The organism is Streptomyces mayonensis, from assembly GCF_018982965.1.
GTDB classification, from domain to species: domain Bacteria; phylum Actinomycetota; class Actinomycetes; order Streptomycetales; family Streptomycetaceae; genus Streptomyces; species Streptomyces mayonensis.
Map to the genome: position 1 here is coordinate 16,975 of NZ_JACBYP010000031.1, position 13,496 is coordinate 30,470.

At 71.8% G+C, this 13,496-nt stretch carries 13 protein-coding genes and 1 tRNA gene; 5 read left to right on the plus strand and 9 right to left on the minus strand.

What is annotated here, in order from left to right; all coding sequences use genetic code 11:
- Positions 1-273: 273 nt before the first annotated feature.
- The 3 genes from HZS56_RS14520 (at position 274) to HZS56_RS14530 (ending at position 3,402) form a co-directional block, all read left to right on the plus strand.
- Positions 274-1,479 (plus strand): DNA polymerase III subunit delta', encoded by a 1,206-nt coding sequence (locus tag HZS56_RS14520; RefSeq protein WP_216721135.1) that lies wholly within the window; start codon positions 274-276, stop codon positions 1,477-1,479.
- Positions 1,480-1,580: 101 nt separating this feature from the next.
- On the plus strand, positions 1,581-3,197 hold the full coding sequence (locus tag HZS56_RS14525; protein ID WP_216721136.1) for an alpha/beta hydrolase: 1,617 nt from the start codon (positions 1,581-1,583) through the stop codon (positions 3,195-3,197).
- A gap of 131 nt (positions 3,198-3,328) precedes the next feature.
- Positions 3,329-3,402: transfer RNA gene (locus HZS56_RS14530), tRNA-Thr, on the plus strand.
- 124 nt (positions 3,403-3,526) lie between these two features.
- Here HZS56_RS14530 and HZS56_RS14535 read toward each other — a convergent pair.
- The 8 genes from HZS56_RS14535 to HZS56_RS14570 form a co-directional block, all read right to left on the minus strand.
- Entirely contained in the window at positions 3,527-3,919 is a 393-nt protein-coding gene (locus HZS56_RS14535; protein ID WP_216721137.1) for a type II toxin-antitoxin system VapC family toxin, read from the minus strand.
- Positions 3,919-4,170, minus strand: a complete 252-nt coding sequence (locus tag HZS56_RS14540) for a hypothetical protein (RefSeq protein ID WP_216721138.1) — start codon at positions 4,168-4,170, stop codon at positions 3,919-3,921. The genes HZS56_RS14535 and HZS56_RS14540 overlap by 1 nt, the downstream gene beginning before the upstream one ends.
- 363 nt (positions 4,171-4,533) lie before the next feature.
- On the minus strand, positions 4,534-5,751 hold the full coding sequence (locus HZS56_RS14545) for a class I SAM-dependent methyltransferase (RefSeq protein WP_216721139.1): 1,218 nt from the start codon (positions 5,749-5,751) through the stop codon (positions 4,534-4,536).
- Positions 5,748-6,335 carry a dTDP-4-dehydrorhamnose 3,5-epimerase family protein gene (locus HZS56_RS14550; protein ID WP_216721140.1) on the minus strand — a complete coding sequence of 196 codons (588 nt, stop codon included), beginning with the start codon at positions 6,333-6,335 and terminating at the stop codon, positions 5,748-5,750. The genes HZS56_RS14545 and HZS56_RS14550 overlap by 4 nt, the downstream gene beginning before the upstream one ends.
- On the minus strand, positions 6,332-7,444 hold the full coding sequence (locus HZS56_RS14555; RefSeq protein WP_216721141.1) for a DegT/DnrJ/EryC1/StrS family aminotransferase: 1,113 nt from the start codon (positions 7,442-7,444) through the stop codon (positions 6,332-6,334). The genes HZS56_RS14550 and HZS56_RS14555 overlap by 4 nt, the downstream gene beginning before the upstream one ends.
- On the minus strand, positions 7,441-8,601 hold the full coding sequence (locus HZS56_RS14560) for an NAD-dependent epimerase/dehydratase family protein (RefSeq protein WP_216721142.1): 1,161 nt from the start codon (positions 8,599-8,601) through the stop codon (positions 7,441-7,443). Before HZS56_RS14560 ends, HZS56_RS14555 begins: the two co-directional genes overlap by 4 nt.
- A complete protein-coding gene (locus tag HZS56_RS38895) occupies positions 8,598-9,932 on the minus strand; it encodes an NDP-hexose 2,3-dehydratase family protein (protein WP_216721143.1) in 1,335 nt (444 codons plus the stop codon). The genes HZS56_RS14560 and HZS56_RS38895 overlap by 4 nt, the downstream gene beginning before the upstream one ends.
- Positions 9,929-11,224 (minus strand): glycosyltransferase, encoded by a 1,296-nt coding sequence (locus tag HZS56_RS14570; protein WP_308408077.1) that lies wholly within the window; start codon positions 11,222-11,224, stop codon positions 9,929-9,931. Before HZS56_RS14570 ends, HZS56_RS38895 begins: the two co-directional genes overlap by 4 nt.
- Before the next feature lie 56 nt (positions 11,225-11,280).
- Between HZS56_RS14570 and HZS56_RS14575 the strand changes: the two genes are divergently transcribed.
- Positions 11,281-12,246, plus strand: coding sequence for an LLM class flavin-dependent oxidoreductase (locus HZS56_RS14575; RefSeq protein ID WP_216721145.1), 966 nt, complete (start codon positions 11,281-11,283; stop codon positions 12,244-12,246).
- Here HZS56_RS14575 and HZS56_RS14580 read toward each other — a convergent pair.
- Entirely contained in the window at positions 12,233-12,391 is a 159-nt protein-coding gene (locus tag HZS56_RS14580) for a hypothetical protein (protein ID WP_216721146.1), read from the minus strand. The genes HZS56_RS14575 and HZS56_RS14580 overlap by 14 nt on opposite strands.
- A gap of 20 nt (positions 12,392-12,411) precedes the next feature.
- On the opposite strand from HZS56_RS14580, the gene mpaB reads away from it, so the two are divergent.
- A complete protein-coding gene (gene mpaB / locus HZS56_RS14585; protein ID WP_216721147.1) occupies positions 12,412-13,494 on the plus strand; it encodes a daptide biosynthesis RiPP recognition protein in 1,083 nt (360 codons plus the stop codon).
- Positions 13,495-13,496: the final 2 nt, after the last annotated feature.

A 13,496-nucleotide genomic window follows, 5' to 3' on the forward strand; every position in this document is an offset into this window, starting at 1 on the left:
GGGACTCGGCCCGCTGGTCCCGTGCCCGTGCCCGTGCCCGCCGGTCCTGGGTTCCCGGTGACTGTGGCAGCCCGGCCGCATTGTCAGTGCCGCCCCGCACAATGGATGACACGGGTGGCCGGCCCGGAGCGCCGGCTCGTTGCACCGGACCAGCCGTTGCACCGGGCCAGCCGTTGCCACGGACCAGTCGGTGGAACGACGGCTCGGTGCGACGGCGCAACGGCCCAGTGTGACGGTGTGATGGCTCAGTGTGACGGAAGGACGGCGTGACCCATGACCGTGTGGGACGACCTCGTCGGGCAGGAGAAGGCGAGCGAGCCGCTCGCCGCCGCTGCCCGGGACGCCGACGCCTTCGTCACCGCCGCCGCGGCCGGCGGCCCGCTGCCGCAGGCCACGAGCATGACGCACGCCTGGCTGTTCACCGGCCCGCCCGGCTCGGGCGTGACGCAGACGGCCCGGGCCTTCGCCGCCGCGCTGCAGTGCGTGAGCCCCGACCGCGCCCTCGGCGGCGTCCCCGGCTGCGGTTTCTGCGACGGCTGCCACACCGCGCTGGTCGGCACCCACGCGGACGTCAGCACGGTGGTCGCCGTCGGCGCGGAGATCAGGGCCCAGGACATGCGGGACACCGTCCGCAAGTCGTTCACCTCACCGGCGAACGGCCGCTGGCAGGTCATCCTCGTCGAGGAGGCCGAGCGGCTGAACGAGAAGTCGGCCAACGCCGTCCTGAAGGCCGTGGAGGAGCCCGCCCCGCGCACGGTCTGGCTGCTGTGCGCGCCCTCGGTGGAAGACGTCCTGCCCACGATCCGCTCCCGCTGCCGCCACCTGAACCTGCGCACGCCGTCGGTCGAGGCCGTCGCCGACATGCTCGTCCGGCGCGAGGGCGTAGAGCCCGACGTGGCCGCCGCGGCGGCGAGCGCCACCCAGGGCCACGTCGACCGGGCCCGCCGCCTGGCCACGGACCCGGCGGCCCGGGCCCGCCGGGCGGCCGTACTGAAGCTGCCGCTGCGGATCGAGGACGTCGGCGGCGCCCTCAAGGCCGCCCAGGAGCTGGTCGACGCGGCGGCGGAGGACGCCAAGCAGCTCGCCGAGGAGATGGACACCAAGGAGACCGAGGAGCTGAAGGCCGCTCTGGGCGCGGCCCAGGGCGGTCGGCTTCCGCGCGGCACGGCGGGCGTGATGAAGGACCTGGAGGCCGATCAGAAACGCCGCAAGGCGCGTACCCAGCGCAACAGCCTCGACCTCGCCCTGAGCGACCTCACCGCCTTCTACCGCGACGTCCTCGCCCACCAGCTCGGCTCCCGCGTGGCGATCGCCAACGCCGACGCCGAGGAGGCCCTGGAGCGGCTCGCCCGCGGCAGCTCGCCCGAGTCGACGCTCCGCCGCATCGAGGCGGTCGCCGCCTGCTCCGAGGCCCTGGACCGCAACGTGCCGCCACTGCTCGCGGTGGAGGCGATGACGATGGCGCTCAGAGCGGGCTGAACCGTGGGCGGGAGCGCGGAGCCCGCTTGACGCCGTAACACGAACGAGCCAACCCCGACACGCATAGCAGTTGCAAGGTCGCGGAGAGTTACGCTCGCTGAATGCACACAAGGCGCACTCACCGCAGGACCCGCACCGGCGGCATCCGTGTCCGAGCCACCCTCGTCGCCGCCGCGCTGCTCGCCACCGCCTGCTCGGCCTCGGGGGCGTCGACGTCCGCCGGTTCCCAGGCGGAGGCGGCCGGCTCCACCGAGGCGGCGACGGCGTCCCTGACCCCGCTGCCGAAGGCGACCCCCGACAAGCTGTCGCTCTACTACGAGCAGAAGCTCGCCTGGCGCGACTGCGGAGTCCCCGGCTTCCAGTGCGCCACCATGAAGGCCCCCCTGGACTACGCGAAGCCCGCCGACGGCGACGTCCGGCTCGCGGTGGCCCGCAAGAAGGCCACCGGCCCGGGGAAGCGACTCGGCTCGCTGCTGGTCAACCCGGGAGGGCCCGGCGGCTCGGCGATCGGCTACCTCCAGCAGTACGCGGGCATCGGCTACCCGGAGAAGGTCCGCGCCCAGTACGACATGGTCGCCGTGGACCCCCGGGGCGTGGCCCGCAGCGAGCCGGTCGAGTGCCTCGACGGGCGCGAGATGGACGCGTTCACGCAGACCGACGTCACGCCCGACGACGAGGGCGAGACGGACGAGCTGGTGGACGCCTACAAGGGCTTCGCCGAGGGCTGCGGCACGGACGCGCCGAAGCTGCTGCGCCACGTCTCGACGGTCGAGGCCGCCCGGGACATGGACGTCCTCCGCGCGGTGCTCGGCGACGAGAAACTGAACTACGTGGGCGCGTCGTACGGCACCTTCCTGGGCGCGACCTACGCCGGTCTCTTCCCGGAGCGGGCCGGCCGCCTGGTCCTGGACGGCGCGATGGACCCGTCCCTGCCCGCGCGCCGCCTGAACCTGGAGCAGACACAGGGCTTCGAAACGGCGTTCCAGTCCTTCGCGAAGGACTGCGTGCAGCGCTCCGACTGCCCCCTCGGCGGCAAGGGCACGACCGCCGACCAGGCGGGCAAGAACCTCACCTCCTTCTTCGACGACCTGGACGCCAAGCCCCTCCCCGCCGGCGACGCGGACGGCCGCAAGCTCACCGAGTCCCTGGCCACCACCGGCGTGATCGCGGCCATGTACGACGAGGCCGCCTGGCAGCAGCTGCGCGAGGCGCTGACCGCGGCGACGAAGAAGAAGGACGGCGCCGGCCTGCTGGTCCTGTCCGACAGCTACTACGAGCGCGAGGCCGACGGCAGCTACAGCAACCTCATGTTCGCCAACGCCGCCGTGAACTGCCTCGACCTCCCCGCCGCGTTCTCCTCCCCGGACCAGGTCCGCGAGGCCCTCCCGGAGTTCCAGAAGGCCTCCCCGGTCTTCGGCGAGGGCCTCGCCTGGGCCTCCCTGAACTGCACGTACTGGCCCGTGCAGCCCACGGGGGAGCCGCACCGCATCAAGGCCGCCGGTGCCACGCCGATCGTCGTGGTCGGCACCACCCGCGACCCGGCCACCCCCTACCGCTGGGCCGAGGCCCTGGCCGACCAGCTCTCCTCCGGCCGCCTCCTCACCTACGAGGGCGACGGCCACACCGCCTACGGCCGCGGCAGCACCTGCATCGACTCGGCGATCAACACGTACCTCCTGACGGGCAAGGCCCCGCAGGACGGCAAGCGCTGCTCGTAGCCCTCCGGTCTCACCCGCCCCACCGACCCCACCCGCCCCGGCTCCGGCCGCCCCGGGGCGGGTGCGAAGCACCCCGGGAAACTGTGTAGACTTACCGACGTTGCTGATCGCACCCTTTGGGTGCACGGCGCGCCGCCTTAGCTCAGATGGCCAGAGCAACGCACTCGTAATGCGTAGGTCTCGGGTTCGAATCCCGAAGGCGGCTCTGAGAAGCCCAGGTCTCATGGCTTATGACCTGGGCTTTTTGCGTTCCGTTGGCTGATTGCCGAGTGTGGTCGGGGGCTTGCACAGCGTCATGCGTGAGCGGGTGTGCCCGCGGTCTGCACGCGTCAGGCTTTGATGACCTCGACGGCGGGGCCACAGAGCAGACTGATGTCCTCAGGATCGGAGGTGAGGACGGTGACTGGTCTTGGCGCCGAGCGTGCAATGGCCGCGAGGACGGCGTCGATGGCGTACTTGTGGCCGCTGAGGTGGTGGTCGCGCAACAATGTTGCTGCTTGGCCGGTGACGCTCTTGGTGACGTCGTGGACGTCGATCCGGGAGAGTACCCACCGGATGCGGGCGGGGTGGATGCGATCGTAGTCCGCCTCGAGCGTGGTCATGGCGGTCGTGGCCACTCGGATGCCTTCTTCCGCGGCTGCTTGGACGAGAGCCAGGACGGTGCGGTCCTTGAGGTAGAGCTTGGACAGGCCCTCGCTGTCGAGGAGGAGCGTGCCGGGCATCAGGCTGCGGCACCGCTCGAGTCGCGCTGATCATGACGCAGTACGGCGCGCGCCGCTTCGATCTCTTCCCGGGGCAGCGGGTCGTTGTCGGTCTCGAAGTCGGCGATGATCTCACGAAGCTTGTCCATGGCCACACGCTGCTCGAGGGCCTCGGCCACGTAGGCGGAGAAGCCGCCTGGACCTACATGGGTACGTGCGGCCTCAGCGAGGTCTTCGGGGAGGCTGATCGAGTACTTCTTGCTACCGCTCATGGTGCCGACCCTACCAGTGGTAGTAATTCGGGGTGTGAAGCCGGGCCGGCCGGATGGCCTGCTCATTCGGGTGAGCACCCCGACCGACAGCCCGCAGCTCTCGGGTAGCGGCTGCGCTCCCGTTCAGTGGCCCCCAGCCGCAGGGGCCTGACAGAGAGCGGGCCACCAGCCCGCTGGGCGAGGGATGAGTTCGATCCGCGCTGGCGATACCATTTCGAATCCCGAAGGCGGCTCAGTTTGGGGACCCCGGGTCGGGCTTTTGTTGACCTGGGGTTTCTGCTGTCTGGTGAGCGGCGAGTCCGGTGGCTCGGATGGCAGGAATGCCGTCCGGGCCACCGTGGAAGCGCAGGTGAGGGCGGGCTCTCAGAGGACGTGGACCGTCGGGGTGTAGAGGATCCACTTGCCGCCGCTCGCGCGGAACTCCTGTTCCTTGGACATGATCTCCTCCGCGTGGTTCCAGGCGAAGAGCAGCGCGTAGTCGGGGTAGGGGTCCGCGAAGGCTTCCGGGGGGTGTACCGGGATGTGGGAACCGGGGGTGAGGCGGCCCTGTTTGGCGGGGGTCGTGTCGTGGACGGAGGAGACCAGTTCCGGGCCGATGCCGCAGTAGTTGGCGACGGTGGCGCTCTTGGCGGTGGCTCCGTAGGCGACGACCCTGCGGCCCTGTGCGCGCAGCCCTGTGAGGAGGGTGACCAGCTCGTCCCGGGTGCGCCGGACGTCGGCCGCGAAGCGTTCCAGCGTCGCCGGAGCGGCGAGGGCGCGGCTCTCCTCCTCGGCCAGCAGTTCGGCCACGGCCGGCTTCGGCACTCGGGCGCCCAGGCGTGCGAGGGTGTAGCGGACCTCGCCGCCGTGCACCGGCAGCCGCAGGACGTCCACCAGCTCGAAGCCGTGGCGCCGGGCCGTGTTCCGCACCGAGCGGGCGGTGAAGAAGTAGAAGTGCTCGTCGTAGATCTGGTCGAACGAGGTGCGCTCGACGATGTCGCCCAGGTAGGGGTCCTCGAAGACGAGCACCCCGTCCGGCTTCAGCAGGGCGTCCAGCCCGCGGAAGACAGAGTCCAGGTACGGGATGTGGCACAGGGTGTTGGCTGCGTAGACGACGTCCGCCCGGCCCTCGGCAGCGGCGATGTCGCGTGCCGTCGCCTCCTCGAAGAAGGCTGTGCGGACCCGTACGCCCTTGGACCGCGCCTCGTCGGCGACGCCTTGCGAGGGGTCGACTCCCAGGTGGCGCACCCCGGCCTCGCCGACGGTCGCCAGCATCACGCCGTCGTTGCAGCCGATCTCGACGACGAACGGGTCGGGTCCCGTCGCCTCGGTGGCGAGCAACCGGTGCGCCGTGTTCTCGAAGTGCTCGCGCATCACCGAGGACCCCGAGGAGTGGTACGGGTAGTCCCGGTGGAACATCCGCTCGCGCGGGACCTCCTCCATCAGCTGCACCGTCGTGCAGGTGCCGCACCTGCCCACCGCGAGCCGGAAGAAGAACTCGCCGTCGGTCTCGTCCGGGCGCGGGAAGGCGTCGGAGTTGGGCTGTCTTCCCAGGTCGAGGAACTCGGTCAGGGGGCCCGCGCAGACGCGGCAGTTGCTCATCGGTTCTCCTGGGAGTGGTTGAAGCGCGGCAGCATGTCCCGGGCGGCGGCTTCCGCGAGGGTGACGGCCTGCCGGTCCCGTTCGGACAGGACCGGGGTGATGTCGTGCGGGAGGGGCAGGCCCAGCTCGGGGTCCAGTACGGACACGGCGAGTTCGTGCGCGGCGACGTAGCCGGCGGACAGCAGGTACGACATGACCGTGTCGTCCTCCAGGGCCACGAAGGCGTGTCCGAGGCCGGCGGGGAGGTACACCGCGCGGAAGTCCCGCGCGTCCAGTACGACCGAGTCCCAGGTGCCGAAGGTCGGTGAGCCGACGCGCAGGTCCACCACGATGTCGAGGGCCGTGCCGCGCGGACAGTGGACGTACTTCTCCGTGCCCGGCGACACGGCGGTGAAGTGCACGCCCCGTACGACTCCGCGGCGGGAGACGCTCACGGACGCCTGCCGCACCGGGAAGAGCGGCCCGCCGGCCGCTTCGGTGAAGTCGTCCTCCGTGAAGGTGGACACGAACAGGCCCCGGTCGTCGGGGTACGACGCGGGGCTGAACTCCACCGCGCCGAGCACGGAGAGAGGCCGGGCCTTCACGACAGTTCCTCCAGTACGTCGCGCAGGGCGGCGATCACCGTGTCCTGCGTCTCGGGCGGCAGCGAGGGGTACATCGGCAGCGAGAAGACCTCGTCCGCGAGGGCCTCGGTGACCGGGAGCGCTCCGCGGGAGAGGCCGAGGCGGGCGAAGCCGGACATGGTGTGCACGGGCCACGGATAGCTGATGTTGAGGACGATGCCGCGGGACTTCAGCGCCTCGAGGACGGCGTCCCGCCGGGGGTGGCGGACCACGTAGAGGTAGTACACGTGGTCGTTGCCCGGGGTGACGCGGGGGAGGAGCAGACCGGTGCCGGCGAGGCCCTCGGCATAGCGCCGGGCGACGGCGCGGCGGGCCTCGGTGTAGGAGTCGAGGCGGCCGAGCTTGCGGCGCAGGATCTCGGCCTGCACCTCGTCGAGCCGGCTGTTGTGGCCCGGGGTCTCGACGACGTAGTACCGCTCCTCCATGCCGTAGTACCGCAGTCGGCGCAGCCGGCGGGCCACTTCGTCGTCGGACGTGATCGTCGCGCCGCCGTCGCCGTAGGCGCCGAGCACCTTCGTCGGGTAGAAGGAGAACGCGGCCGCGTCGCCGAATGTGCCGGCGCTCCGGCCGTTCCGGCGGGCGCCGTGCGCCTGGGCGCAGTCCTCGAGGACCGCCAGGCCGTGCCGCGCGGCGATGTCCCCGAGCGTGTCCATGTCGGCGCACTGTCCGTAGAGGTGGACCGGGAGCAGACAGCGCGTGCGGTCGGTGATCGCCGCCTCGACCTGGCCGGTGTCCATGAGGAAGTCCTCCTCGCGCACGTCGACGAAGACCGGGGTGGCACCGACCGCGTCGATGGCCACGACGGTGGGTGCGGCCGTGTTCGAGACGGTGATCACCTCGTCCCCCGGTCCGACGCCGAGGGCCTGGAGGGCGAGCCTGACCGCGTTGGTGCCGTTGTCCAGGCCCACGCAGTGCCCGGCACCGTGGTAGTCGGCGAACTCTCGCTCGAAGCCGGCCACGCTCTCACCGAGCACGAGTCGGCCGGAGCCGAAGACGGTCTCGACCGCGTCGAGGATGTCCGCGCGTTCGGTGTCGTACTCCCGGAGGTAGTCCCAGACGTGGATGGTCACAGAAGGTCCTTTCCATGGGTGCCGGCGAGCGCGGCGACGGTGCGGTCCACGGCCTCGTGCAGGGGGACCCGAGGGGCCCAGCCCGTCACGGAGCGGAACGGCTCGGGGTCGACACCGACGTCCCGGAAGTCGGCGGCCGAGGCGAACGGGGGAGGTTCGACCTGGCGCACGGGCACGGGCGGTCTTCCGGTGCGGCTCGCCACGGTGGCCGCGAGGGCGCGGAAGACGTCGCCCAGCGGTGTGCCGCGGCCGCTGCCGACGGACCAGTGGCGTCCGGCGAGCGCCGGGGCGTGGTCGAGGGCGGCGGTGAACGCCGTGGCGGCGTCCTGGACGTACAGCAGGTCGCGCCGCACCGTGCCGTCGTGCCACATCGTGATCGGCGCGCCGTCCAGCGCCCGCCTGGCCATGGCCGAGACGACGCCGCGGTCCGCCGCGGGTGCCGGGGCGGGGCCGAACACGGTGGGCAGCCGCAGGGACACCCCGCACAGCGCACCCGCGGCGGTGGCGTCGGCGAGCACCTGCTCGGCGGCGAGTTTGTGCCGCTCGTAGGCGGGGGCGGGAACGGCGGCCGCGGGCCCGGGTACGGCCCCTGCCTCGGACCCGGGTCCGGGTACGGGTACGGGTCCCGCCTCGGGCCTGGGTCCGGGTCCGGGTACGGGTACGGTTCCGGCCTCGTACCTGGACCTCGCTCCGGGGACGGCTCCGGCTCCGGCCTCAGCCCCGGACCCGGACCTTGCCCCGGCCCCGGGGCCCACAGGAGTGGTCGCGGTCGCGGTGCTCGCGAAGAGCACCACGGCCGGTGTCCGGTCCGCGCCCACCGCCGGCCGCAGGGCGTCGGCGAGTTCCTGCACCAGGCCGGAGTTGAGCCGTTCCGCCGCGGTGTCGCCGTCGGCCGCCCGCCACGTCCCGGCACCGTTGAGGTGCGCCACGAGATGGATCACGGCGTCGGAGCCGGCCACCGCCTCGGCGACGCGGCCGGGCCGCGAGAGGTCGGCGGTGCGGATCTCGACGTCCGCCGCGGGGCGCCCGGTCACGGCCGGGACGGTGGGGCGGCGGGCGACCGTACGCAGCCGGACGGGGCGCCGGGCGAGTTCCGCGACGACGCGGGAGCCGATGAAACCCGAGGCGCCGAGCACGGTGATCAGGGGACGGCTCACCACGCCGTGGTGTCCGTCGGCCGGGCCAGGGCGGACAGGCAGGCGAGCAGACTGCGCGTCTGCATGTTCACGCGGCCTCCGCGGAGCAGCAGTGCGTGGAGCTGACCGAGGGGCAGCCAGCGGAAACCGGGCCGCTCGGGCCGCTCGGCCCGCTCGTCCAGCTCGACGACGAGGTGACGGCTGCGGGAGTGGTGGAATCGGCCCCCCTCGTCCGAGAGGACCGTGTCGAACCTGATGGACCGGGGGTCGGCTCCCAGCACGTCGTCGAGGAAGGGCGGGCGGGCGGCGGTCGGCAGAAAGTCGTAGTTGCCGGGTGTGCACTGCACGGTGGGCGCCAGCTCGGCCGTGTCCGCGCAGCCGGGCTCGGCCCGCAACTGCGCCAGTACGTGCGGCACACCGTCGACACGCGTCGTCAGGAACGCCACGACGCCCACCCCGCGAGGCGCGATCATCGGCTGGTCCCAGCGGTCGACCTCGCGGCCGACGGCCTGCACCCGTACGCCGATGACGTCGAAGAACCGGCCGGACTCGTGCGAGATCCGCTCGGTGTCGCGCCGCCAGCCCTCCAGACGGCCGAGCGGTCGCCGCTCGACGGTCATCCCGGCGCGGGCCCGCCCCCGGGCCATCCAGGCCAGGACACCGGCGCACGGGTACGCGGACGGGTACGCGGAAGGGTCGTCCGGCGCCCTCTGGGGCAGGCAGGAGAGCACGGAGCGGGTGTCCATGTTCACCAGGTCGTCCACGTGCAGCAGTTGCCGCAGCTCGGCCAGGGGCAGCCAGCGGAAGCCGGGCACCGCCTCGACGTCCTCGGTGACCTCGACGACCATGTTGCGGTTGCGTTTGCGCAGGAACCACGAGCCGTGCTCGGACTGGTGCACGTCGGTGACGACCCGGTGCCGGGCGGCGTTCAGGAAGTGGTCGAGATAGGGGACCGCGGCACCCTTGTGCACCCCTGTGTAGTTGCTGCGGGTGGCCTGTACGGTCGGGGAGATCTGGAGCCCGCCCCAGTTGCCCGGCTCCGGCTTGAGCTGCATCAGACAGTGCGGTGCGCCGCCGAACCGCTTGACGAGGATGCCCAGCATCCCGATCTCCGGCTGGCTGATGATGGGCTGCTGCCAGTGGGACACCGGGTGCCCCGGCCGCCGTACGTCCAGGCCCTCGATGGAGAAGAAGCGGCCGCTGCGGTGCCGGATGGCACCGGCGGCCGGGTGGGTCTCCCAGCCGTCCAGGGCGCTCAGCGGCACCTGTTCCGCGCGGATGCCGAGACTGCGCCCGGCCTCGTCGATCCAGGACCGGATCCCGGCCCGGTCCGGGTGTACCGGGACGCTCACCGTCGCACGCTCCCGTGCGGCAGGACGTCCTCGAGGAACGCCATCTGATGGTGCATCGTGGTGCGGAAGTACCGTGTGTAGCGATCGGCGTGCTCCGCGGTCATGGTCGACAGCGGTACGCACAGCGAGACGTACGTGTCACGGGTGACGAGGGCCAGGCCCTTCCAGACGGTCCCGTTCTCGGCGATCTGTGACTCCACCGCGGCTTCGAGCGCCGCCGTACCGCCCCGCCAGCCGTGCGGGAGCACCAGCTCACCGCGCTCGGCCAAGGTCGTGTACCAGTTCAGCAAGTCCTTCCGGACGGCGAGGAGTTCCCGCTCCTGATGGCGGGCGTCGGCCAGCGCGCGGTAGGCGGCGCGGGCGGACAGGGCGTCGTCGAACCGGGCGATCTCGTGGGTGAAGCGCCGCTGAAGGCTGTGGGTCCTGGTACCGGGATCGTCCAGCAGTGTGACCGTGCGGTCCAGGAGGGTGGTGCAGCGCTCGCCGGCGTCGGCGAAGCGCAGCCACAGGTCCCAGTCCTCCAGGCCGACCGGGGACTCGCGCCAGCCGCCCACCTGCTCGGCGAGGCCGGCGACGTGTCCGGCGCAGGAGTTCTCGAACAGCGGACTCATCAACTGGATGTCCGGGTGCCAGCACAGGGAAAGGGCGTGCGCCGTGCCGGTCACCGCGCCGGCCGCGGTCGCCTTGCGGGCCCGGGTGGCCACGAACCGGGCTCCGTCGTCATGGGCCTGCCGGAGCCGGAGCAGGTGGTCCGGCTCCCAGTGGTCGTCGTGGTCGAGGTAGGCGACGAACTCGCCCTCGGCCTCGCCCAGCGCGATGTTCGTGGGCCCGGACTGGGAACCGAACCGCCTGGTCCGCAGCAGCCGTATCCGGCGGTCGCGCGCTGCCAGTGACGCGACCACCGCGTCCGTGTCGTCGTCGCTCGCGTCGGACACCACCAGCATTTCCCAGTCGCGCATCGTCTGTGCCCGCACGGATTCCAGCGTGGACAGAATCGCTTTACCGCGGTTGTACGTAGGGCATATGACGCTGATGCGTGGCGGCATGGGATATGGCCTTTCCAAGGTCCGGTGTGTCGGAGTATGGGCGAACACCGGCCTCCTGTTCAAGGCGGATGGAGAGCCGTTGCTCTCCGGCGCGGGAGAGACTGTTCTTCCCCGTCCCGGGGCGGGGAAGAGACTGTCCTCCTGACGGGGGCGCGGAGCGCGTCGGGCCCGTATCTTTTGTGATGTCAGGCCGGGCCGGGGGACGCCGTGGGGAACGGATTTCCGGTCGTATTGCCGCCGTGACATTGTCGGGGAAGCAGCGCACCCTTTTCCGCGGGTGTGTTTCGATGTCGGAGTGACACATGACCGCGTATTCGGTGCTGATGCCGTTTCTGCCGCGCAGGCCGGAACAGCTGCTGCCGTACGCCGCACTGGTCGAATGGACCGGCGCGCACCGGTTGTGGCAGGGCCAGGCGATGCTGGTCGAACCCTTCCAGGGGTTCGCCGCCGCGGCCGGTGCCGGCTTCCGGGTGCCGACGGGCACCGGTGTCACGCTGATGCCGCTGCGGCACCCGTACGAGGCGGCTCACCAGGTCAGGTCGCTGGCCATGACCACGGGCGAGCCGGTGGTCGCGGGATTCGGCCCGGGAAGCAGGGAGTTTCAGCGGAGTCTGCTCGGGACCCCGTACGCCCGCCCGCTGACGGCCGCGCGCGAGTACCTGACGATCGTCCGAGGCCTGCTCTCGGGCGGCACCGTGGACGTGGACGGGGAGTACTTCTCCTGCCACGCCACCATGGTCCCCGCGGTGGCGCCGCGCATCGACCTCGGTCTGGGAGTGCTGCGGCCGGGAATGGCGGAACTGGCCGGTGAGGTCGCCGATGCCGCCGTCACGTGGCTGACGCCTCCCGCCTATCTCCGCGACACGGTGCGGCCGGCGATGGAGAAGGGTGCTGGAAAGGCGGGGAGGCCGACGCCCCGGCTGACGGCCATTGTTCCGGTGGCGCTGGAAAGGCCCGACCGGGATCCGGCGGAATTGGTGCTGGCCAGTAATGCCACTCACATACAGGCTCCGCACTACGTCGACATGCTGAAGAAGGCCGGGATCGACATCTCGGGCGAGGAATTGCCGGCGGCGGCGAAACGAGTGCTGGAAGGCGACGCCTTCGTCCACGGTGACATCGGCACGATCGTCGAGAAACTCGCGGCCTACCGCGAGGCCGGCGTGGACGAGATCGTCCTGAACGTGACCGGCGTGTTCAACGTGCACGGCCCGAAAGCCGCCATGGAGGACCTGAAGAAGATCCTGGCATCGGTCACGGCGCAGTGAAGACGGCCGCGACGAAGACGGCCGCGACGAAGACGGCCGCAGTGAAGACGGGCGCGGCAAAAACAGGCGCGATGAAGACGGACGCAGCGAAAACCGGCGCAGCGAAAACAGGCGCGGCGAAAACGGACGCGGCGAAGTCGAACAAGAAAAAGGGGGGATGAAGACGTGGACGGGAACCGTATGTCCGCGGCCCGGCGGCACCTGATGTCCTGGGGGGTGGGCCGGGCACGGCCCGGCGGCCCCGAGGGGCGGCACGCCGGTGCCGCGACGGTGGTTCTGGAGGAGCCGCGGCACCTGGCCGAGGTGCTCGGATCGGATCTGGTCGGCCCGCACACGGTGGTCCTCGTTCCGGGCCGGGCCCCGGAGAACCAGGACGTCCCCGGCCCCTTCGTCGTCGGATACCAGGGTTCGCTGAGCGAGCCCGGCGGCGACCTGTCCATCGACGACTCCTTCTTCCTGCAGACCCAGGACTACGCGACGTCCCCGTACATGTCGGTGATCGGCGCGACCCTGGTCCGCGTCACCGAGGAGGCGGACTTTGATGCCTTCCTCGCCGACGCCGACCGGGCCCGCACCGAGGGCGGGTTCGCCGCCTTCGTGACCGACCCCGCCGTCCAGCTCGCGGACGTCTCCGCACTGGGCGCCGGGCCGGCCGGAGACGGTCCCGCGACCCGGCTGTACGTCGGGCAGGGCCGCGAACTGTCCACCTCTCCCTGGGGCAGCCGGCTGGGTCTGCCGGAGGACGGCTTCGCTTCCGTCGCCGACGCGTGGGACCGGGCCAACACCGGGGCCGCACACCCCTGCGCGGTCGCCCTGGGCGACGCCGTGCCCGAGGACGTCCGCGCGGCAGCGCTCACCGAACGACCCTGGCTGGGCAGGTACCTGGCGGCACTGGCCGCGGTGCGCGAGCTGCGGGCCCGGGGCCTGGAGGGCGTGCGGGTCTCCGGATTCGGCGGCCGCCTCGCCCCCGCCCCGGCCGGTCCGTCCCGTCCCGCGGACGCCGACGACGCCGGTCTGCCGCTGCTGCTGTGGACGGACGAGGCCGCGTACGTGCACGCTCCCGCGGCGGGACGGACCTTCCGGGTCGGCCTCGGTGCGGGCGCACTCGTGGAGACGCTGCTGGTGTGCGGTTCCCTCGACGCAGCCGCCGAACACGCCGGCCGGGACCGCCTGGCCGAGGTGGAGGCCTTCTTCGCCGGGGTCGGCGTGCCGCTGCGGTCCTCCGGGCTCCTCGGCGCGGGGACGTGAGA

What these genes read in the sequence shown, in the direction of transcription:
- HZS56_RS14520 (WP_216721135.1), top strand. Translation starts at nt 274, where the DNA reads ATGACCGTGTGGGACGACCTCGTCGGGCAGGAGAAGGCGAGCGAGCCG.
- HZS56_RS14525 (WP_216721136.1), top strand. Translation starts at nt 1,581, where the DNA reads ATGCACACAAGGCGCACTCACCGCAGGACCCGCACCGGCGGCATCCGT.
- HZS56_RS14535 (WP_216721137.1), bottom strand. Translation starts at nt 3,919, where the DNA reads ATGCCCGGCACGCTCCTCCTCGACAGCGAGGGCCTGTCCAAGCTCTAC.
- HZS56_RS14540 (WP_216721138.1), bottom strand. Translation starts at nt 4,170, where the DNA reads ATGAGCGGTAGCAAGAAGTACTCGATCAGCCTCCCCGAAGACCTCGCT.
- HZS56_RS14545 (WP_216721139.1), bottom strand. Translation starts at nt 5,751, where the DNA reads ATGAGCAACTGCCGCGTCTGCGCGGGCCCCCTGACCGAGTTCCTCGAC.
- HZS56_RS14570 (WP_308408077.1), bottom strand. Translation starts at nt 11,224, where the DNA reads ATGTCACGGCGGCAATACGACCGGAAATCCGTTCCCCACGGCGTCCCC.
- HZS56_RS14575 (WP_216721145.1), top strand. Translation starts at nt 11,281, where the DNA reads ATGACCGCGTATTCGGTGCTGATGCCGTTTCTGCCGCGCAGGCCGGAA.